This window comes from Ruminococcus sp. 5_1_39BFAA (assembly GCF_964240875.1).
Lineage (GTDB): Bacteria > Bacillota > Clostridia > Lachnospirales > Lachnospiraceae > Blautia_A.
This window is the reverse complement of the sequence record NZ_CAXSVO010000005.1, coordinates 76,425-98,236: the sequence shown is the minus strand read 5'-3', so window position 1 is coordinate 98,236 and position 21,812 is coordinate 76,425. Positions and strand designations below refer to the sequence as shown.

At 47.2% G+C, this 21,812-nt stretch carries 17 protein-coding genes and 1 pseudogene; 2 read left to right on the top strand and 16 right to left on the bottom strand.

Features of this window, described 5'->3' with window-relative positions; translation table 11 throughout:
- Positions 1-36 precede the first annotated feature (36 nt).
- The 12 genes and pseudogenes from ACESZH_RS08590 to lepA all read right to left on the bottom strand — a co-directional run bounded on the left by ACESZH_RS08590 (position 37) and on the right by lepA (position 14,166).
- Positions 37-1,143, bottom strand: a complete 1,107-nt coding sequence (locus ACESZH_RS08590; protein WP_373214341.1) for a hypothetical protein — start codon at positions 1,141-1,143, stop codon at positions 37-39.
- Positions 1,140-1,574, bottom strand: coding sequence for a hypothetical protein (locus ACESZH_RS08585; protein ID WP_373214343.1), 435 nt, complete (start codon positions 1,572-1,574; stop codon positions 1,140-1,142). The genes ACESZH_RS08590 and ACESZH_RS08585 overlap by 4 nt, the downstream gene beginning before the upstream one ends.
- A gap of 94 nt (positions 1,575-1,668) precedes the next feature.
- Positions 1,669-2,196: a ComF family protein gene (locus tag ACESZH_RS08580; protein ID WP_373219884.1), complete on the bottom strand. Its 528-nt coding sequence runs from the start codon at positions 2,194-2,196 to the stop codon at positions 1,669-1,671.
- Positions 2,197-2,376, bottom strand: a pseudogene (locus ACESZH_RS08575) (double zinc ribbon domain-containing protein); the annotation flags it as partial. It lies immediately after the preceding gene.
- Entirely contained in the window at positions 2,351-4,579 is a 2,229-nt protein-coding gene (locus tag ACESZH_RS08570; protein WP_373214347.1) for an ATP-dependent RecD-like DNA helicase, read from the bottom strand. The gene ACESZH_RS08570 and the pseudogene ACESZH_RS08575, both read right to left, overlap by 26 nt.
- An 85-nt stretch (positions 4,580-4,664) precedes the next feature.
- Positions 4,665-5,654 (bottom strand): rod shape-determining protein, encoded by a 990-nt coding sequence (locus tag ACESZH_RS08565; RefSeq protein ID WP_373214349.1) that lies wholly within the window; start codon positions 5,652-5,654, stop codon positions 4,665-4,667.
- Between the two features lie 107 nt (positions 5,655-5,761).
- Positions 5,762-8,596, bottom strand: coding sequence for an excinuclease ABC subunit UvrA (gene uvrA, locus ACESZH_RS08560; protein WP_373214350.1), 2,835 nt, complete (start codon positions 8,594-8,596; stop codon positions 5,762-5,764).
- 190 nt (positions 8,597-8,786) lie between these two features.
- Complete coding sequence (locus tag ACESZH_RS08555; protein ID WP_373214351.1) at positions 8,787-10,370, bottom strand: LTA synthase family protein; 1,584 nt, start codon at positions 10,368-10,370, stop codon at positions 8,787-8,789.
- Positions 10,354-10,695: a hypothetical protein gene (locus ACESZH_RS08550; RefSeq protein ID WP_373214353.1), complete on the bottom strand. Its 342-nt coding sequence runs from the start codon at positions 10,693-10,695 to the stop codon at positions 10,354-10,356. Before ACESZH_RS08550 ends, ACESZH_RS08555 begins: the two co-directional genes overlap by 17 nt.
- A gap of 70 nt (positions 10,696-10,765) precedes the next feature.
- A complete protein-coding gene (gene hemW, locus ACESZH_RS08545; RefSeq protein WP_373214355.1) occupies positions 10,766-11,905 on the bottom strand; it encodes a radical SAM family heme chaperone HemW in 1,140 nt (379 codons plus the stop codon).
- On the bottom strand, positions 11,905-12,333 hold the full coding sequence (locus ACESZH_RS08540) for a hypothetical protein (RefSeq protein ID WP_373214357.1): 429 nt from the start codon (positions 12,331-12,333) through the stop codon (positions 11,905-11,907). The genes hemW and ACESZH_RS08540 overlap by 1 nt, the downstream gene beginning before the upstream one ends.
- Before the next feature lie 24 nt (positions 12,334-12,357).
- Positions 12,358-14,166 (bottom strand): translation elongation factor 4, encoded by a 1,809-nt coding sequence (lepA, locus tag ACESZH_RS08535; protein WP_373214359.1) that lies wholly within the window; start codon positions 14,164-14,166, stop codon positions 12,358-12,360.
- 372 nt (positions 14,167-14,538) lie between these two features.
- On the opposite strand from lepA, the gene ACESZH_RS08530 reads away from it, so the two are divergent.
- Positions 14,539-15,480 (top strand): Rpn family recombination-promoting nuclease/putative transposase, encoded by a 942-nt coding sequence (locus tag ACESZH_RS08530; RefSeq protein WP_373214361.1) that lies wholly within the window; start codon positions 14,539-14,541, stop codon positions 15,478-15,480.
- Positions 15,481-15,525: 45 nt separating this feature from the next.
- Here the strand turns inward: ACESZH_RS08530 and ACESZH_RS08525 are convergent, their stop codons facing one another.
- Complete coding sequence (locus tag ACESZH_RS08525) at positions 15,526-16,797, bottom strand: stage II sporulation protein P (protein ID WP_373214363.1); 1,272 nt, start codon at positions 16,795-16,797, stop codon at positions 15,526-15,528.
- 93 nt (positions 16,798-16,890) lie between these two features.
- The gene (gpr, locus tag ACESZH_RS08520; protein WP_373214365.1) at positions 16,891-17,802 is read right to left on the bottom strand and encodes a GPR endopeptidase; all 912 of its coding nucleotides are present in this window, start codon (positions 17,800-17,802) and stop codon (positions 16,891-16,893) included.
- Between the two features lie 266 nt (positions 17,803-18,068).
- Between gpr and rpsT the strand changes: the two genes are divergently transcribed.
- Complete coding sequence (rpsT, locus tag ACESZH_RS08515) at positions 18,069-18,332, top strand: 30S ribosomal protein S20 (RefSeq protein ID WP_373214366.1); 264 nt, start codon at positions 18,069-18,071, stop codon at positions 18,330-18,332.
- A 154-nt stretch (positions 18,333-18,486) separates the two neighbouring features.
- Here the strand turns inward: rpsT and holA are convergent, their stop codons facing one another.
- Positions 18,487-19,473, bottom strand: a complete 987-nt coding sequence (holA, locus tag ACESZH_RS08510) for a DNA polymerase III subunit delta (RefSeq protein WP_373214368.1) — start codon at positions 19,471-19,473, stop codon at positions 18,487-18,489.
- A 115-nt stretch (positions 19,474-19,588) separates the two neighbouring features.
- The gene (locus tag ACESZH_RS08505; RefSeq protein WP_373214370.1) at positions 19,589-21,808 is read right to left on the bottom strand and encodes a DNA internalization-related competence protein ComEC/Rec2; all 2,220 of its coding nucleotides are present in this window, start codon (positions 21,806-21,808) and stop codon (positions 19,589-19,591) included.
- Between the last annotated feature and the right edge of the window lie 4 nt (positions 21,809-21,812).

The window sequence follows — 21,812 nt, the reverse complement described above, 5'->3', positions numbered from 1 at the left end:
GCTCTCCTTTCATTCATACTTCGGAAAAACCGGATACTAAAGATCCTTCAGGGATTCCTCCAGTTTTTTCTCAAAATCGACATCTTTTACAGGTTTCTGAACCGGACGTGCCTGTCTCGGCACCGGAGAAGCTTTTCTCTTTCTCGCTTTCTCGTCGCCATGGAAAATCGGATTTGCGTAGGTTCCTGCGCTCTCCTCCATTCTCCGCTCCTCACGTACAGGTTCTGCATTAATTTTCTTGATACTTCTCTCTGACGTTGCAACAGATGCCTTAGGCACTGCTTTTACATAATAAAAATATTCGTCATCCTCGTATTCCAGTCTCTCTGTACGGCTGTAATCGCCTCCGAACACAAAGAACTCCAGAATGATCCCTACCAGAACTGCAACCACTGTACAGATCAGAAGTGGAACCATGGCAACCGTTGCATTCAGGTAGAAGCTTCCTACCAGCATTACAAATACATACGCAACGCCGCCTGCAATGATGGCGATCCGCCACGCATAATCAAAGGACCGGGTACGGATAAGGCGTACCAGGAGAATCACGGCAACAAATGCCACCACGGTGATCCACATGCCCCAGTTCTGCACCAGTCCGTCAGCCATGATCTGAATTTTATCCGTAATCTCCATCTCCGCGTTCATCAGCGTATTGGACTGTGCCCGGATAAAACGGATGAAGTAATACATCACCACGCCGCATCCTGCAGGAATGGCTGAAAGTGAATTTCCCAGTAGTCCGCTTCCAATGGGCAGCAAGGCCGGAACGTTAAATACAAAGGAAAGTGGGGTGAATACCATAACTGTATTCTGCCCGCCGCTGAATCTCAGCAGGAAGATTATCATAAGCAGGATCAGCATCAGCATAAAACCTGCAACCTCTATACTAAGAGCATAGCTGTGAAGCAGCATCAATACAAAGCCGATATAAACCATAACAGCAGATGGCAAAATAGAACAGATCAGCGCCAGGATCAGAACCACGAACAGATTATTCACCTGACTCATATATCCCATATTACCGTTAATCCACACAAAATACACAAATGCCAGAACAAATTTCAATATGGGCAGGATATATATTTCGTACTGCCCGTACAGGTTCTTGATTTTCTGCTTTAATTCAAGTAATGCTGTCATTTCTTATATCCTCCTGACATTTCACGACCCGCTGACTTTTTTTCTTCACGGCTGTAAATTTTTTCAAGCTTTGTCAGCTCTCCGTAGTATTTCTTTACGCTTTTTTTTGCCCGGTGATATTTCACGGTATACTGGATATAGGTCAAAACGGAATACGCAGCCAGAGTGGCCACATATCCCACCAGTACTCCGATTCCCAGACTTATCAGATTCATCTTATGGATATTGTTCATCAGATATTCGGAATTATATGCTGCAACAACGGCAAGCACAAGAGCATATCCTATGGTTACCAAAAAGAAATTCTTAATCATAGCCAGACCGATATAGTCACTTCTGTAATACTTGCTGACAGGAAGATACTTTCTGCCCTCTTTCTTTTCGTACATGGCAAGCCGGTTCATGATCTTCACTTTTTCCTCGTTTATCATAAATGACTCCTCACACTTCTTTTAGAAATAAAAATACTCATACAGGCTAATTGTATCATATATCCCCAACCATGAAAAGCCTTTTTTGCTGTTTCTACCTGCTTTGTCCCATACACAGGGTAAGAAAGAAAATCTCCTCAGCCCCGTTTTCCAAAAGGCAGGATGCCATTGCATCCATGGTGCTCCCGGTTGTGTATACATCATCCACCACTAGGATTCTTCTTCCGTCTACCCGCTCCCTCACGCGAAAAGCTGCCTGAAGATTCTTTCTGCGTCCGGCTGCATCCAGCTTTTTCTGGGATTTTGTCTGCCTGACTTTTTTTACAAGACTGCAGTCTGCCGGAATTCCGGTATAGCCTGAAAGCTGCTCTGCCAGGTATGCGGCCTGGTTAAATCCCCGCATCCTCTGTTTTCTCCAATATAGCGGGACAGGGATGAGCAAATCCGGTTTCCATCTTTCTAAATCTTTTTTTCCGTAAATATACATCGCCCTTGCAAAAAACCTTCCATACTCACGCCGCCCGTAGTATTTATATTTCATCAGAGAGTCCTTCATCCTGCTGTCATAAAGAAAAATCCCTTTTCCCTGGCGAAAAGCACCGGGATGGATTCTGCAATCCACGCAGTATTCCTCCTCTTCCTTTACCGGCTTTCCGCATTTAAAGCACCTGGGTTCTGATATGGGCCGGATTTCCTTCGCACATGCAGGACAGATCAGCCGCGATGGATCTTTCAGAATCTGATGGCACAAAGGACAGCGTCTGGGATAAAGAATATCAGGAAAGCTCCTGAATCCTTTCATCAAGAGAGCTGTAACGCTTCTGCTGCTTTTCATTTTTGATCATCTCCCCGAAGGTTTCCTCACTTCCCACCACAGTTACACATTTTCTCGCCCTGGTAACGGCGGTGTAAAGTAAATTACGGTTCAAAAGCATCCTTGGTCCTGAAAGAATCGGCAGCACCACAGCCGGATACTCTGATCCCTGGGATTTGTGAATGGTAATGGCATAGGCAAGCTCCAGCTCTTCAAGCTGCTTGAAGGAATAATCCGCATAGCGGCCATCCTCAAATTCCACGGAAGCTGTCTCGGAAAACTCATTGATCTCCTTCAGGATTCCCGTATCTCCGTTGAAGACACCTACACCCTTTTCCACAGGGATTCCGTATTTTCCACGAACCTCCCATTCCAACTGATAGTTATTCTTTACCTGCATCACCTTATCGCCCTCCCGGAAAAGTCGTTCTCCCAGTTCCTTTTCTTTTTTCCCTGAATCCGGCGGATTCAGATATCTCTGAAGGATCTGGTTCAGCCGTTCCACTCCCAGAAGCCCCTTCCGCATCGGTGTCAGCACCTGGATCTCAAAGGGTCTGCTGTCTACATACTTCGGAAGCTTCTCCTGGATCAGCGCAATGACCACACGGATGATGATATCTGCATCATACCGCTTCAGAAAAAAGAAGTCCCGGCTTTTATTATTAAGTGATACCGGCTCCCCCTTATTTATCTTATGTGCATTCACTACAATATCACTCTGGGATGCCTGACGGAAAATCTTGGTCAGCTCCACCACCGGAAACTCTTTACTCCGAATAATGTCACGCAGTACGTTTCCCGGTCCCACACTGGGAAGCTGGTTTTCATCCCCCACCAGCACCAGTCTCGTACCCGCTGTCACTGCACTCAACAGAGAATGCATGAGAAAAATATCCACCATTGACATCTCATCAATAATGATCACATCTGCATCCAGCGGATTCTGGGCATTTCTGTCAAAATGGATGGGCTGGCCCTCACGTTCTTCCTCCGGCAGACCATTCAGCTCCAGAAGCCTGTGTATGGTCTGGGCCTCATATCCTGTAGCCTCTGTCATGCGCTTCGCTGCACGTCCTGTGGGAGCTGCCAGGCGAAGGGTCGCACCTTCTCCTTCAAAGAACCTGATAATGGCATTTATAGTGGTAGTCTTTCCGGTGCCTGGCCCTCCTGTCAGGATAAAAAGGCCATTTTCCGCAGCTTCCATCACGGCTCTCTTCTGCATCTCATCCAGAATCGTTCCGGTTTCTTTTTCTATTTGGGAAATCCTTTGTTCCATCAGGCTTTTATCCTGAGGGCAGCGGATATTCAGTTCACACAGCATCCGCGCCGTGTTCAGCTCAAGCTGATAATACCTGCTTGGATAAACAAGGGTCTCTCCCTCTTTTTCTTTCAGGACCAGCTTTCTGTCAATAGCCATGTCCATCAGATGCTTCTCCATATAGGAAGGATTCACATCAAGAAGCCTGGAAGAACGGTTAAAAAGCTCCTCCTTCGGCAGATATGTATGGCCTTCCCCGGAAGCCTGCAAAAGAGTATACAACATCCCGCTTCTGATTCTGTAATCCGAATCTGTATGAATGCCGATACGGGATGCGATCTCGTCCGCAATCTTAAATCCAACCCCGGAAATATCCTCTGCCAGACGGTATGGATTTTCCTGAAGCACACTATACACAGACTGTCCGTATTTCTGGTAGATCTTCGCGCCCAGATTTAAAGATATCCCGTATTTCTGCAAAAATATCATGGCCCGGCGCATATCCGCCTTTTCAGTAACTTGAGCGGCAATCTCCCGTGCTTTTTTCTCACTGATGCCCTTCACTTCTGACAGACGTTCCGGCTCCTCCTCCACGATCCGCAGAGTGTCCTCCCCAAAGTGGCGTACAATACGGGCAGCGAGAGCCGCCCCGATTCCCTTGATCGCGCCGGAACCAAGGTATCGTTCCATCGCCAGAGTATCCTCCGGCATTTTTTCCGTAAAAGACTGAATCTGGAACTGCTTTCCATAAATCGGATGTTGGGTAAAATGTCCCTCCGCTTCAATGGTCACGCCCTGGCTGATATCAGGAAAAGTTCCCACGCAGGTAAGCTCCTCCTCCACTCCAGTATTTTTCATCACCATAACAGTATATCCATTGTCATCATTCCGAAATATTATATGGTCAATATATCCGGTAATGGTTTCACTCATCTGCTCATCTCCCGTTTTCTGTCATTCTGTACATGCGGTACACAAAATATTGCCAAAAGAGGCGCTGCAAAATGCAGCACCCCGCCTACTCATTCATCCTTGAAATAATTTCCGCATATTTTCCGGTACCAACGGCAACTACCATCATGGCATCCTGTACCGTCAGCGCACTGACTCCTGTCTTCTGCTCCACCAGAGTATCCATGCCATGCAGCATAGCACCCCCGCCTGTCAGCACGATTCCCCGGTCCACAATGTCCGCTGCCAGTTCGGGCGGTGTTTTCTCCAAAACTCCATGTATGGCTTCCACGACCTGCCCTGTTGCTTCCCGCAACGCAACGCGTACCTCCTCGGAGGTCAGTGTTACCACCTTTGGCAGTCCGGTGATCACATTGCGCCCCTTCACCTCCATGGTTCTGGTGGAGTTTTCCTCGCAGGCCGTACCGATCTTTATCTTGATATTTTCCGCTGCGTCCTCTCCGATAAACAGACTGTGATTTTTTCTCACATAACTCATAATGGCCTGGTTAAAATTATCTCCCGCCACCTTAATGGAACTGGACACCACCACTCCCGCCATAGATATAACGGCTATGTCCGTTGTTCCGGCTCCAATGTCCACGATCAGATTGCCAAATGGCTTTGTCACATCCACTCCGGCTCCAATGGCCGCCGCTATAGGCTCCTCCACCAGAAAAACTTCTCTGGCACCAGCCTGATAAGTCGCTTCCTCCACCGCCTTTTTCTCAATTTCTGTCGTTCCGCTGGGAATACAGATGCTGATCCTCGGCTTTCGGAACGCTCTCCGCCCCATAGCTTTGGAGATAAAGTATTTCAGCATTTTTTCCAGAACAATATAATCCACGATAACACCCTGGCGAATCGGCCAGATCACTTCCATATTGGAAGATACATGGCCTGCCACCTGGCGAGCTTCCTCACCGATCGCTTTTATTTTTTCCGAATCTTTATCATAAACTACCACGGAAGGCTCACTGAGTACAAGCCCTTTTCCCGTGGAATATACCAGACAGTTTCTGGTACCAAGGTCAATCCCGATATCACTTGCAGGCATGGAAATCCCCTTTCTGTATACAAACGCAGGCACGTACCTGCAAAAATTACTATGAACAGTAATCATTATATACAAAAATCCGCAAAATGGAAAGACCCAGTTCATCTTTACAGCAGTTTCTTCACATACTGTCCTGTGTAGGAGGCCGGATTAGCAGCCACCTCCTCCGGTGTTCCGCATGCCACTACGGTACCCCCTTTGTCGCCGCCCTCCGGACCTATGTCGATAATGTAATCTGCCGTTTTAATCACATCCAGATTATGCTCGATCACCACCACCGTATTTCCTCCGTCCGCCAGGCGCTTCAGAATTTCCACAAGCTTGTGCACATCGGCAAAATGAAGTCCTGTCGTCGGTTCATCCAGAATATAAATGGTCTTTCCGGTGCTGCGCTTGCTCAACTCCGTGGCAAGCTTGATCCGCTGTGCCTCTCCTCCTGACAAGGTGGTGGAAGGCTGTCCCAGACGGATATAGGAAAGTCCCACATCGTACAGTGTTTCTATTTTTCTGCGGATTGAAGGGATATTTTCAAAGAAGGGCAATGCCTCTTCCACTGTCATGTCCAACACGTCATAGATGCTTTTGTCCTTATACTTCACTTCCAGTGTTTCTCTGTTATAGCGTTTGCCTTTGCAGACCTCACAGGGAACATATACATCCGGCAGAAAGTGCATCTCGATCTTAATGATACCGTCTCCGCTGCAGGCCTCACATCTGCCGCCCTTTACGTTAAAGCTGAAACGCCCTTTTTTATAACCCTTTGCCTTAGCATCTGCTGTGGATGCAAACAGGTCCCGTATCTGGTCAAATACTCCTGTATAAGTGGCCGGGTTGGATCTCGGAGTACGCCCTATGGGAGACTGGTCGATCGCGATCACCTTATCCAACTGTTTGATTCCCTCAATAGAATCGTGCTTTCCCGGAATGGTCCGCGCTCTGTTCAGATCTCTCGCCAGAGTTTTATAAAGAATCTCATTGATCAGAGAGCTTTTTCCGGAACCGGAAACACCTGTGATGCAGGTCATGACTCCCAGCGGGATTTCCACATCTATATGCTTCAGGTTGTTCTCTGCCGCACCTTTGATCGTCAAAAATCCTGTAGGCTGCTTTCTCTCCGCAGGTACCGGGATTTTCATCCTTCCGCTGAGATATGCACCGGTAATGGAATCCGGATTCTTCATCAGATCCTCCGCCGTGCCGATACACACAAGCTGTCCTCCGTGTTCTCCTGCTCCGGGACCGATGTCTACCACGAAATCCGCTGCCCGCATGGTATCCTCATCATGCTCTACCACGATCAGGCTGTTTCCAAGATCACGCAGATTCATCAGCGCGCGGAGCAGCTTATCGTTATCTCTCTGATGCAGTCCGATACTAGGCTCATCCAAAATATATGCTACTCCCACCAGTCCTGAACCAATTTGCGTAGCCAGACGGATTCGCTGCGCTTCCCCTCCTGACAGGGTTCCGGTAGCACGCGAAAGAGACAGATACTCAAGTCCCACATCTGCCAGGAATCCTACTCTTGCCCTGATTTCCTTCAGGATTTGCTTACCGATCAGCATTTGCTGTTCAGACAGCTTCATTTCTTCCAGGAATATTTTCAATTTATCAATAGAAAGATTTGTAATCTCATATATATTTTTATCTGCCACCGTAACAGCCAGCGATTCCTTTTTTAGTCTCTGGCCTTTACATGTGGTACAGGGCGTGATACGCATAAAGGTCTCATATTCCTGTTTCATAGTTTCAGAGCCGGTTTCCCTATAGCGCTGCTCCACGTTTTTCAGAAGACCGGGGAATGCCACATCATAAACACCCTCTCCTCTCTGGCCCTTATAGTAAACCTTAACGGAATGCCCGTTCGTACCATAAACAAGGATGTCCTGGATTTTCTTCGGATAATCACAGAAGGGAGTATCCAGACTGAAATCATATTCCTTTGAAAGCGCGGAAAGGATTGCATAGGTAAAGCTTCCTTTATCCGTACAGGACTGCCATCCCATTACTGTGATGGCTCCCTGAGAAATACTCAGGGATTTATCCGGTATTATCAGGTCAATATCAAATTCCATTTTATATCCGAGGCCCAGGCAATCCGGACAGGCACCGAAGGGATTATTAAACGAGAAACTCCTGGGTTCAATCTCATCAATGCTCACGCCGCAATCAGGGCAGGAGAAGCTCTGGCTGAAATTCAGGTAATTCCCATCCATGGTATCCACCACCAAAAGCCCATCTGCCAGATCCAGCACTGTCTCAATGGAATCTGTTAATCGTTTTTCGATCCCCGGCTTCACCACAAGACGGTCTACGATAATGGCAATATTATGCTTAATGTTCTTATCCAGCTTAATCTCCTCGGATAGCTGGTACACACTTCCGTCTATTTCCACACGGACATAGCCGCTTCTCTTTGCCTGGTCCAGAAGCTTGGCATGGGTTCCCTTTCTTCCTCTTACTACGGGAGCAAGAAGCTGGATCTTCGCCCGTTCCGGAAGCTCCATGATCTGGTCTACCATCTGATCCACTGTCTGTTTCTTGATTTCCCTGCCGCATTTAGGACAATGCGGGATACCAACCCTGGCGTAAAGGAGGCGGAAATAATCATAAATCTCTGTCACAGTTCCCACGGTGGAACGCGGATTCCTGTTTGTAGATTTCTGGTCAATGGAAATAGCAGGCGGAAGACCCTCAATACTCTCCACATCAGGCTTTTCCATCTGCCCCAGAAACTGCCTGGCATAGGATGACAGGGATTCCATATACCTTCTCTGCCCTTCTGCATAGATCGTGTCAAATGCAAGTGAGGATTTTCCTGAACCGCTTAATCCGGTCAAAACCACAAATTTATCTCTGGGAATATCCACAGTTAAATTTTTCAGATTATTCTCATTGGCTCCCCGGATTCTGATGAACTGCTTTTTATTTGTCTCTGCCATGTGCTCCTCCAATCTCTTATCCGAAAGATAATTCATATCTGTTCAGCACCCTATTAAATCAGTTTAGCCAAACAGCCGTATATTTATAGAAAAAAAGAACCCTGCAAAGCAGGATTCCTTGCTTATGCTCCTGTGCTATATCAGAATAGCACAGGAACATTTGTTCGTCAAGTCTCTTCTCCAAATTATCTCAGCTAGATTTTCCATACATAAACCGATTGTCGTAATAGCTTGATCCGGTTTCCAATTCTTCATTCATACAGTCATATCCCACCTTTTCCATCAGCGTCGGTTCACCGGAAAACAGGTTTGTGCCGATCCCAAGACGTTCCCCCTCGATCGTACAGCCCATAGCTGCCAGGGTTGTGGGAAACATATCCATATTCGTAAATTGTCTGTCCTCTGTTTTTACCGGTGTTGCTGCAGCATTAAGGATAGCCTGATATGTACCGCGCGTATAATCCTCCGGTATGTAAGAATTGATATAACCCACCGCCATGGTAGTATGGTCGCCGGACAGGATCACCGTCGTATCTTTATAGAAATCCTGCTGCTGAAGCCATGTTACAAAGTCATATACCTGACGGCTGGAACAGGCCAGAACATTTTCATACTGCGTTGGAAACTTCTCCTGGCACAGCGGGCATATGTATCCCTTCGGTTTATGGGTGTCCACTGTCAATATCGTCATATTAAACGGCGCGTCTCCTGCTGCCAGCTCAAGTGCCTTATCTTTTGCGAACTGGAACAGCTTCTGATCCTCATATCCCCACGTCTGCTTATATCCGTTCGGAATCAATCCAAGCTCCTGCGCCTTTATCCAATCCAGGAACTGATAGTTTCCATGCTGCGAAAAATAAGCGGCACGGCCGCCGAATTTCACATTAGAGCCGCAGATCAGCCAATTTACATAATCTTCTTTTTCAAGAATCTCGCCGAGAGATGTTACTCCCGGAAAGAATGTTTCATATTTTGCCATATCATTGCTTTTAACATGAAGCCGCAATGGAAGCCCACAGGTCTGGGAAAACATACCTGCAATAGTCCAGGTAGTTCCCGGTACCATCCTTGCCCCGCTCAATTGCCCGCCTGAACGCTGGGAAAAGCTCAGGTTCTCATCCGCAAGTTTTGTAAGTTCCGGAATCAGATTCTCATCCATAACTCCGCCATGTTCCTTATCCATATAAGTGGTTTCCATGGATTCCAGATAAATATAAATCAGATTTCTCTTTTTCTCCGGAAATGTGATCTTCACCTCATTTGGGTCCACATAGTTTTCTTCGATCAGCTTGGAATCATGCAGTTCTTTCTTAATATAATCCACAATCGGCACCTTTCCGGCCCCGTAAAGGATTCCCAGCATACAAAACACAAGCGCCAGCTCTGTCACGCCTTTTGCAGACAGCACCATAGGAATAACGAGATAGCTTGTCTTCTTATTCTTTCTCTTATTCTCTACCTCTAACCAGAGTTCTTTCCTGTTATGTTTTTTCCAATATGTAAGGATCTTCTCTCTTTGCGAAGAAAATGCCCTGATAACAAGAAACAGCGCAGTGATAAGGATAGCCGGAACCAGCGCCTGCAATGCAAACTCTTCCAGAACGCTTCCTTCTGTTCCCTCCAGCGGCACCATAAGATGGAAAATAATCTCATCTACAGAAATATCCCCAAACGAGCTTACCGCCCATCTGGCAGCAAATGCAAGCAGGGAACCCACAAACACCAGCAGAACAACTACAATATACTCAAAAATAATTTTAATTTTCTTTTTCATCTTTTGGACTTTCCTTCTTCACTTTAAAGTTAAAATCCATGTAGGTATCCAGCGCTTTTGCTGCGCCGCCCACCGCGATCGAAATCACAATGAAAAAAATCATAGATTTCAGCGAGATGTAGGTATCATTCAGATTTCCCTGCAGACAGGTGTATTCAGCTTTACCGAGCAGTGCAGTAAAAATCAGGCTCAAAGCCGTATCTACCATAGCAAACGCCCCATAAAGCATAACCAGTTGGAATAATCTTCTTTCCTGTTTATCCCCTTTCAAAAAAATCACCATCGACAGGCAGGCAGGTCCTGCCAAGCATAAAAATTGTAACATTTTTCTTTTTCCTTCCTGTATCATCAACGGATTTCTCCGTCCCTTTTTATCTTTACTGCGGCAAAATTTGCTAAATAAGAAAATCCGCCATCACATGATTACTCATATGGATTCCTCTCCTTGTCAGACAAATTCTGCCATTCTGTTCTTCTAATAAACCAAGCTTTTTATATTTTTCTAAAATCGTACCATAGATCATTTCGATGGGAATGCCAAAACTGTTCTCAAATTCTGCTCTTGAAATACCGTCTGTCATACGAAGCCCCAAAAACATAAACTCTGCCATGGCATCCTTTTCCGTCAGCATTTCCACATTGCACTGAAGCTTATGGAAATCTCCGCTGTTTTTCAGATAATATCCAAGGTCATCTGTATTGGAATAGCGCATACCTCCGCAAAAGGAGGCCGCTCCAAGGCCGAATCCCAAATAATCGCGCCTCCTCCAGTAACCGATGTTATGACGGCAGGCAAAGCCTTTTCTGGCATAATTGGAAATCTCATACTGTCTGAAACCATACTGTCCCAAAATTTCTGCCGTATCCTCATACATCGCATACTCTGTGTCCTCATCCGGCAGATTCAGTTTCCTTTCCGCAAAGGGTGTCCCTTCCTCCACGATCAGACTGTAGGCAGAAATATGCTCCGGCTCCAACGCTGCCACCTTCCTGAGATTTTCCTGCCAGCCATCCCTGGTCTGCTCCGGTATGGCAAACATCAGATCCACATTAACATTGGAAAATCCCGCCTCCCTGGACATATAATAACTTTCCAGAAAAGCATCATAGCTGTGGATTCTCCCCAGCACAGCCAGCTCCTCATCCTGCGGTGACTGCAGCCCAAGACTCAGGCGATTCACCCCACTTTTTCTGTAGGTATCCAGCTTTTCAGCAGATAATGTCCCGGGATTTGCCTCTATTGTCACCTCAGCATCCGGCAGCATTGCGAAATTCGATCTCAATTCCTCCAAAATCCGTCCCATCAATTGCCCATCCAAAATGGAAGGCGTTCCCCCACCGATAAAGACCGAAGTCACAGGCCGGCTTTTTTCTTCCCTGTCAGCCCGGATTTCCTCGAGAAGCGCCTGAACGTATTCTCTCTGCAGCTCCTTTGTCCCGGGCGCAGATAAAAAGTCACAGTACGCACACTTTTTCACGCAAAAAGGGATGTGGACATAAAGCTCGAGAGGAGAAAAATTATTTTTCTCCTCCATTACTCAGCCTCTTCTCCTTCTGTTTCGTCAACGGCACCATCGTCTGTGCCATTGTCTGTGCCATCATCTGTGCCGGATGACGTTGCTGTATTATCCGTGTTATCTGCACTCCCGGCGCCGCCATTTTCTTCCTTCTGTACCAGATATTCATTTACCATGGTCACGTTTCCGCTGGTTGCCACAGCATCGGCGCTGACCTGTCTGGGCGCCTCTGTGGGAGTTGGGGTGGGTATAGGTGAAATTTTCATAACACCCTGGGCTGCTTCGTCAGGCTCCTTTGCCTTCTTTTTCCCGCAGGCACAATTTCCCAGGAAAATGGCTATAAGGATCAGAATAACTGCCAGAATAGCCCCTTTTATCCATTTGTCCCTGTCTGTTTTGATGCTTCTTTTTATCCTTCTGATAAGGACTTTTATCTTTGCTTTCATATTATCACTCCGCAAACTTACCTGCTATTTATCGTCCAGCTTCAATACACTCATAAATGCTTTCTGAGGAATTTCCACGTTTCCTACCTGGCGCATACGCTTCTTTCCTTCCTTCTGTTTTTCCAGGAGCTTTTTCTTTCTGGTGATATCGCCGCCGTAGCACTTTGCAAGCACATCCTTGCGCATGGCCTTCACTGTCTCGCGGGCGATGATCTTGCTTCCCACTGCTGCCTGGATGGGAATCTCAAAAAGCTGGCGTGGAATCTCTTCCTTCAGCTTTTCGCACATCTTGCGGCCACGCTCATAAGCAGTGCCACCATGCACGATGAAGGAAAGGGCATCCACCTCTTCTTTGTTTACCAGGATATCCAGCTTCACAAGCTCACTTCTCTCATAGCCGCAAAGCTCATAATCCAGAGAAGCATATCCTCTGGACCGTGACTTCAGTGCGTCAAAAAAGTCGTAGATGATCTCATTTAACGGAAGCTTATATTTCAGAAGCGCACGCGTTTCTTCCATATATTCCATCCCAATATATTGTCCCCGGCGTTCCTGGCACAGATCCATGATTGCACCGATAAACTCGGTAGTCACCATGATCTCCGCATTGACCAGCGGCTCCTCCATATATTCAATCTCCGAAGGATCCGGCAGGTTCGTCGGATTGGTCAGATCGATCACTTCGCCGTTGGTCTTGTGTACTTTATAGATAACACTTGGCGCGGTGGTTACCAGGTCAAGGTCATATTCACGCTCCAGACGTTCCTGGATGATCTCCAGATGCAGCAGCCCCAAAAATCCGCAGCGGAAGCCAAAGCCCAATGCTACGGAGGTTTCCGGTTCATAGAACAGAGACGCATCATTTAGCTGAAGTTTTTCCAGTGCATCCCGCAAATCACCGTACTTAGCTCCGTCTGCCGGGTAAAGTCCGCAGTAGACCATTGGATTTACCTTTTTATATCCGGGAAGTGCCTCTGCGCATGGCCGGTCGTTGTCTGTTACCGTATCGCCTACACGGGTGTCGCGCACATTCTTGATGCTCGCGGTAATATAGCCTACCATTCCGGCGCTCAGTTCATCGCAGGGAATAAACTGCCCGGCTCCGAAATATCCAACCTCAACTACCTCTGCAGTAAATCCGGTTGCCATCATACGGATTTTGGTTCCCTTTTTCACACGCCCGTCTACCAGACGGCAGAAAACAATAGCGCCTTTATAGGAATCATATACGGAATCAAAGATCAATGCTTTTAATGGTGCATCCACATCTCCCTCCGGAGCCGGAATTTTTTCCACAACGCGCTCCAGAACCTGGTCGATGTTAATGCCGGTCTTTGCAGAGATCAGCGGAGCGTCCTGGGCCTCCAGACCGATCACATCCTCAATCTCATTAATAACCCGCTCCGGTTCAGCACTTGGCAGGTCGATCTTGTTGATCACAGGGATAACCTCCAGATCATGGTCCAGCGCCATATACACGTTGGCAAGCGTCTGGGCTTCGATTCCCTGGGCTGCATCCACCACCAGGATGGCGCCGTCACAGGCAGCCAGGCTTCTGGAAACCTCATAATTAAAGTCAACGTGTCCTGGAGTGTCTATTAGGTTAAAAATATATTCTTCTCCATTTTTTGCCTTATATATAATGCGCACGGCCTGGGACTTGATGGTGATGCCGCGCTCCCGCTCCAATTCCATGTTATCCAGTACCTGAGACTGCATCTCACGCTCTGTCAATAGCCCGGTCATCTGAATGATCCGGTCCGCCAGTGTGGATTTTCCATGGTCTATATGTGCGATAATACAGAAATTACGAATTTTACTCTGGTCTGTCATTCCAGAAAACTCCTCCTCTTACCTCGTCTGCTGTCTGTGCTGCCGCTTGGACTCGCTAAGTTCATGCTGCGCCCGCGGCTTGCATTCACTAAGTGTTCACATTATACCACAGTAGCGAATTTCTGTCACCGCTTAATTTTCCTATAACCTCTGCGGCTTCCCAGTACAACTCATTAGCTGCGAATAGCTTGTTCAGTTTCCAAAACAGTCCATTGTGTTCTTTATTTTATTATGATATAATCGTATTAGTTAAAACACCTTGCATTTCAGACGCCACTGTGATATTCTGAATTTACATTTCAGGAAAAATTCTTATTTGCCATTCGGCAGAGAACTCCCGCAAATTCAGAAAAACCGAAAGCAGGTGAACACTTGGGCGTAAAAGACTATGCCTTGTCAGAATACCTGAAGGATACCTCACGCTTTGCTGATTTGATCAACGGCACTATTTTTCAAGGATATCCTATCATAGATTCCAGGTATCTGAAAAAGTTACAAAGAAAAAAGCGGCTTTGTCTCAACTCATATGAAGCCATAACTACTCCAGATAAAGATGCACCAAAATATACACCGGATAAATTGACATTCGTAAAGCCGGATTTTGTGGAACGGGAACGTGACATGCTGATGCTGCACGATAAACCCGATAAACGTTTTCTCGTTGGATGTGAAGGACAATCCACAGCCGATTACAATATGCCTCTGCGGAATATGGTATATGACGGAATTGAATATACTGACCAGTTGAAAACAAAGGAATATCAGTCAATCTCACAAGACGGAACTGTATACCCTTTGATTCCTGTTTTTAATGTCATATTGTATATGGGCGAAACCCGCTGGAAAGCAAAACACAGTTTGCACGATATGATGAATGTCCCCAAAGAGGTTGAAAAATTCCGTACTATACTTCCTGATTATCGGATTCATGTTGCAGATATCCGCGAACAGAATCCTCAATTATTTCATACGGAATGGAAGGATATTTTTCAATTAATGAAACACAGCCGAAAAAAAGAGGATTTAAAAGCCTACATAGAAACACACGAAAGAGATATCCAGGAGCTTTCAACAGAAACCCGCCGTTTTCTTGCAGTTCTTCTGGATCAATATATCGTATTGGAAAACAACAGATTGGAGGTAAAAGATATGTGCCAGGCGTGGGATGGAGCGATGATGATGTACCGTGAAGAAGGAAAAGCGGAAGGCAAACGCGAATTGACCGTTAATCTGATCAGAGATGGCTTGCTTAGCATTACCGAGGGTGCAAAATATCTGAATATGAATGAAGCCGATTTAAAGAAGCATATTTAGCCATCAAACGTTGGTGTACAGATGCTTAATCGCTGTACACCAACATCATTCCCCTTTCAGCACACGGTTGAGGATATCTGCAAAAGGTTCCATGGCGTTTTTCACTTCTTGTACCGTGTTGGTCTGGGCACCGGCTTCCAGAAGGAGGGCTTTTGGGCGCAGATGAAGATTATAGCGCAGACCAGCCAGATAGATTCCTCTGTAGAAATCCGGGTAATACTGGGCAGCCTGATATTCCAGTTGGAAAGAAAACGCCAGATTATCTTCTATGTAAGGATTGGGCAGGTATTCAACGGGACCATGGTTTACCGTATAGCTTAGACCATTATAGAACATGATCTGGGCTGTCTCCTTTCCGTTTATCTCTGTTACAAGGCGGCGGTCCTCCGGAACCCCGTCACGATGCAGATCGATCACTACCTCCACAGAAGGATTTTCCTCCAATAACTGTTCCACATATTCTCTTGCACAATCATATGCTTTACTCCTGTCGATCTCTCCGTCAATAATATCAAAGGTTTCCGTAACATGAATCACATTGTATCCGTAGGTTTCCGTTAAAAGGGTGGTCAGATAATTCCCCACTCCTACCACAGTGTCCTCCACTTCTCCTTCCCGTGAATCGGCAAAGGTTTCCTGGGAATGGCTGTGGTAGATCAAAATCTGCGGCAGAGAGGCATCCTGTTTCATAGTCAGATCCTCTCTGAGGAAACGAGCTGCGTCCAACTGCGATGCGTTAGTTGCCGTTGCTCCGTCCACAATATAAAAATTCCCAAGCAGGTAATCGAAATCCCCAAGCTTTTCCGGTGACAGATCAATCACCGGATGTGCCTCCACCGATGCTGCCGTCTGACTGGCCTCTTCCTCTGGAACCGGCGTAACGGATACCAGGAGCGATGGACCTTCCGTGGGTGTCACACTGGCGGGTATCAGGCTTTCCCGGGCAGAATCTTCTGTGTTGCCAGGTTTCTCCGTGATGGCAGCCACCAAGGGGGTCCGCACAGCCTCCGCCCCCGCATCATCCTGATCCTCCGGCACAACTTCTGCTTTAGCCTCCCCCTGGACCGGCTGGCTATTCTCTTCTTCGACCAGCATACCCAGATACTGCGCATTTCTTGCCACGATCAGCTCGTTTGTCTCTGCGTCCCCCTCATTTGCCGCTTTTTCCGCTCGTTTTTCCAGAAAGCAGTAAAGTGGAAGCTGCCTGTACACATTTCCCATAGTTCTCCACAGGGAAAAAGGCTCTGGCATCACTGCCAGAACCCCCAAAAAGCACAAGCATAAAATTAAGCACACCGCTCTCTGGAATTTCGTCACAAAATCACCTCTTAAGGTTATACTATGACAAGTCCTCACGGATTATACTAAAGCATGTTTGAAAATTCATTCCTGCAATCTGCACTTCACACTCTAGCACACTTGCGCAAAAGCCATATTCAATCCCTCTGATATGGTAAAGCTGAGATATTTTACCGTCTCGTCCACATCTTTCGGCGTTACGAACATGCTGTGAAGATGAGGCGAGATCATTTCCTCCAGAAACTCCTTCTGCTCCGCCTCGTCCAAAGCCTCCAGCAGATGCGCCATAGAATCATGGACGATCGTCGCTGCATCTACCACCGTAGGCACACCGATGCCGATCACCTTTACCTGCAGATTCTCTTCTGTCAGCCCTACTCTGTGATTTCCTACACCGGATCCCGGATTGATACCCGTATCCGTAATCTGAATGGTGCGGTTCAGTCTTCTGGTGCTTCTGGCAGCCAGCGCATCAATAGCGATCACCACATCCGGCTTTGTCATGGAAACGACGCCCTCCACGATCTCCGATGTTTCCATTCCGGTCTGTGCCATCACTCCCGGCACAATGCCGCTTGTCCGGTGCATTTTTTCTTCTCCCATTCCCATCAGTCCATATTCCTGGATAATATGGCGGGTCATATGGAGGTTATCTACCACCCGCGGTCCCAGGGAATCTGCTGTAATGGCCTGATTTCCCAGTCCCACCACCAGAATGGATTTCTCTGTTTTCAGATCGATAAGCTGGCTGAGATGGCTGGCAATCTCCTGCGAGATTTCCCGGTGGTAGTCCTCATCCGGCATGGAAAGGTTCGGCGCCTCAATAGTAATGTAATTTCCCTGAGGCCGTCCCATGGCTTTTGCACCGTTTTCCGTCGTGATCTTCACCACTGTGGTGCGGATATCCTTTTCCTCATCATAATCCTCCTTCACCTCCACGCCCCGAATCTCCACATTTTCCTCGGTAAACCGCTCCCGTGCTTCCACAGCCAGGTCTGTTCTGATTCTGTAGCTTCCCAACATCGCGCTCTCTCCTCCAAACATTTTATTGCTTTACACTCTTTTCCCTTTAGTTTCCTCATTTAAGCCCGAAATATGTATACCCGGAATCATTTTTCCGCCACAAGCCAAAATACGAGCCAAAATACGGCGAAAATATTTATTCAAAAATATATTGACAATCTCCTGTAATTACAATATAATGTATAAGCATGTTTCATAGGAGCGCCCGTGTCTGTTCCTGTGAAGAAAATATTTTCACGATCACTCAGGAATTGGAGGTGTACGAATTGGCTAACATCAAATCTGCTAAAAAAAGAATTTTAGTAAACAGAACAAAAGCTGCGAGAAACAAATCTATCAGATCCGCTGTTAAGACTTCCATTAAGAAAGTTGAGGCTGCAGTAGCAAATAAGGATAAAGCAGCAGCAGAGGTTGCATTAAAGGATGCTATTTCTACTATCAGCAAAGCAACTTCCAAAGGCGTTTATCACAAAAATAACTGCGCTAGAAAAGTTTCCCGTTTAACAAAAGCCGTAAACAGCATCGGCTAATAGAGAAATTTAATTTTTAATTATAAGCTTATAAGTGAAAATTAAGGCAGTCGAACCGTCATCGACTGCCTTTTTTCTGTCCTAAAGTCCCAAAAAAGTGTGCGCCTTGGCGCACACTCGCGCCGAAGCGCGGTTACGCCAACAACCATCATCCTCATGCCCTGGCAGAGCTGTACTTCACGATCAGCAGCTCCACGCTCAGCACATCCTGAAGCCGTCCCGTCTTTACCGCTTCCTCCGCATCCACAAAATCCTCTACCGCCTGTTCCAACTCTTCCACAGTATAGGACTTTGCACATGATACAATATTCCGCACCACAAAAGAAGGGACTGACAAACCGGACGCAATTTCCGGCTGCGACATGCCGGCCTGCATAAATTTTTTTGTGAGAAGGAGCTGGCGGAACTGCTTTGCCAACAGAAACAAGATCCGCATAGGCGGCTCCTTCAAAGTCAGCAGATCATAGTACAGATCAAGCGCACGCTTCTGATTCTTCTCCGTCACGGCACGTACCATATCAAATATTTTGTTCTGGGTCTGGGTCGTGCAGACTGCTTCAATATCAGCTCCTGTCACCACGTCACGCTCTCCGGTGTAGGTGATCAGCTTTTCCAGCTCCATTCTGATATTTCCCATGTCCACTCCGGTTTTCGTAAGAAGCAGCTCCATATCCCTCTGGGTGATCTTTTTTCCTTCTCTCCCCAGAATTCCCGCAGCCCAGCGCATCAATGTCTTTTCATCCTGCTTTATGAATTCTGCAATCCTGCCGCAACTCTTTACTGCTTTGTACATCCGGCTTCGTTTATCTACCTCGGATTCCGAAAAAATGAGGCACAGATAATCCGGCAGTTCCTTCATGTAATCCGCAAATTCATCGCATTTATTCTTAAAAAATCCGGTGTCCTCCAGCAGGATCACTCTTCGCTCCGCAAAAAAAGGCATGGTTTCACAGAGATCGATCAATCCCCGCACATCAATTCCCTTTCCCTCGTAATGGCTGTAGTTCATACTGTCCCCGTCCGGGTTCAGCGCCTTTTGCAGATTGTGCTTATACTGCTGCTTCAGATAGGCTTCGTCCCCATACAAAAGATATGCCTGCTTAAATTTTCCCGTCTTGATGTCTTCCTGAATATTCTTCAAATCTTTTCTCCTGAATCCGCTATATCCTGTCTTATGCAAATCCCCGGACCTTACTTCACTGTCCCGGAGCATACCATAAACATACCACAAAATCCGCCTTCATGGAAGAAAAAACTCACCATCCTGACTTCTCCTGCAAAAATCCACGCATTCCAATTCTCTCCCCATCCGTCACCAGTGTAACTGCTCCGCTTTTCATCGTGTACTCCACCTGGCATCCGCAGCCCTCCAGACGTTCTACCGCCTCCGGCGAGGGATGACCGTAAGTATTGGATTCCGAGCAGGAAATCACCCCGTACTCCGGTTTAAGTTTTTCCAGAAACTCCTGACTTGAGGAATACCTGGAGCCGTGATGCCCTACCTTCAAGAAATCCACATCACACAGCAGGTCTTCTTTTATTAATTTCTTTTCCGTTTCCTCCCCAATATCTCCGGTAAAAATCCCGCAAAAAGAACCATACTCCAGCTTAAGGACCATCCCATCCTCATTCACATCATCGCCCCGGGTACCGGGAGCCGGAGCCAGAAAACAAAATTTCAGCTTCCCCTCAGCCAGGCAGTCCCCCTGTTTTACCCGGCGCACCCGGACACCCGCTTTCTCTGCCAGATTCCAAAGCTCCTCCCACGCCTCTGGCGCATCCGCCCAGGCCGGCAGATAAAGACACTCTGCCCGGATTGAAACCAGTCCCTTTCCCATAAGCTCCAAAAGCTCTCTCACACCGCTTATGTGATCCTCATCCGTATGGGAAACAAAAATCCCGTCCAGATGTGAAACTCCCCGGTATTTCAGGTAAGGCACAAGCTGATACTGCCCCACTCCCGTCTTACTGCTGCTCCCGCAATCCACGACAAAGCTGTAGTCCTCCGGCGTTTCCACCATAATACCATCGCCCTGACCCACATCTAGGCAGGTAATTCTCATATACGGACAGGAACGATATCCCAGAACCAGGATTCCAACAGCAATGCCTCCCGCAAAGAAAAACATACGCACCGCTTTCCTGTTAAAACGCTCTCCGTGGTCAAACCACAATATGACCCCAAGTATCCCATAATACGCCGCGATCTGCCAAATCTCCGGCCTTCCTCCGACCCAGGTGCAAACAGGCAGCCCTGCCGCTATGGCACACAATTTTTCATAGCCCCACAGCAGCAATCTCCCCGGCACTGCTGCCACCGCTCCTGCCGGAACATACACGCTCCCCAAAAGCGCAGCGCCCGCGCCGCTTCCCAGCACTGCTCCCGCTGTGGGAAGCACAGCCAGATTGAGAAAAACTCCTGCCAGCGATACCTCTCCAAAGAAATAAAGCGAAACGGGAAGCGTGACCATTTGGACTGCAAGAGAGGATACCAGCCCTTTCCCCGCCTTTGTTTTCACCCCGGTCAGATGCAGCATGGAGGGAGCCGCAATTCCGATTCCCAGCACCGCTCCAAAGGACAGCAGAAATCCGCTGCTGTAAAGATACGCAGGAGATTCCAGCAGAATCAGCATGGCTGCCGCAGCCAGGGCTGTCATCATATCATAGATCCGTCCGGCAATTTTTGCGCCCACGGAAATCAAAAACATGCACACTGCGCGCATGGTAGACACACTGCCTCCTGTCATCATCCCATACTGCAGCATCACTGCCAGCGCAAGAATCCCTGACGGCCATATTCCCATTCCCGTCCTCATCAGAACCTGGTAAAGCCCCACTCCCAGAATGCTGATGTGCAAGCCCGAAATGGCCATGATATGTACAATTCCCGCCATCTGATAGCGCAGCTTTATTTCTTCCGTCAGATTTCCTTTATCCCCCAACACCATAGCCTGAAATACCGGCGCTGCATTCCCTGCTGTCTGTTTCAGTGCTTCCGCCAGTCTTTCTCTTAAATCAGCCAAAAACTGACCGTATCTGGAATAATCATCTGACTTTTTCAGTATTTTTCCTTTTTTCAAAAAATAATAAATATGCTCACAGGCATAATACTGTCTGCTGTCAAACTCCCCCGGATTGCGGATTTCCGGTACCCGCTCCAGATTTCCGGACAGCAAAATCACGGTCCCCACAGGAACCTGTTCTTCCTCTTTTAAAAATACTTTTACATTTTCAATGGAAACTTTTTCTGATCTGTAAATAAGATATGCGTTTTTCAGATAGACAGATGCGGAAAACTCACTGACCGTATACCGTTCCACTTCCCCGCAGACAGTGGACTCCGGATGCTCCTCCACCCATGACTGTATCTCCTGCGGCAGAGGATTTCCCCTTATCAGAGGAAATCCAAGCCAATCCGCAAGGATCATGGCAAGCATCAGAAACAGGCATACAAGGCAAAGCGGACGCCTTGTCATAAAG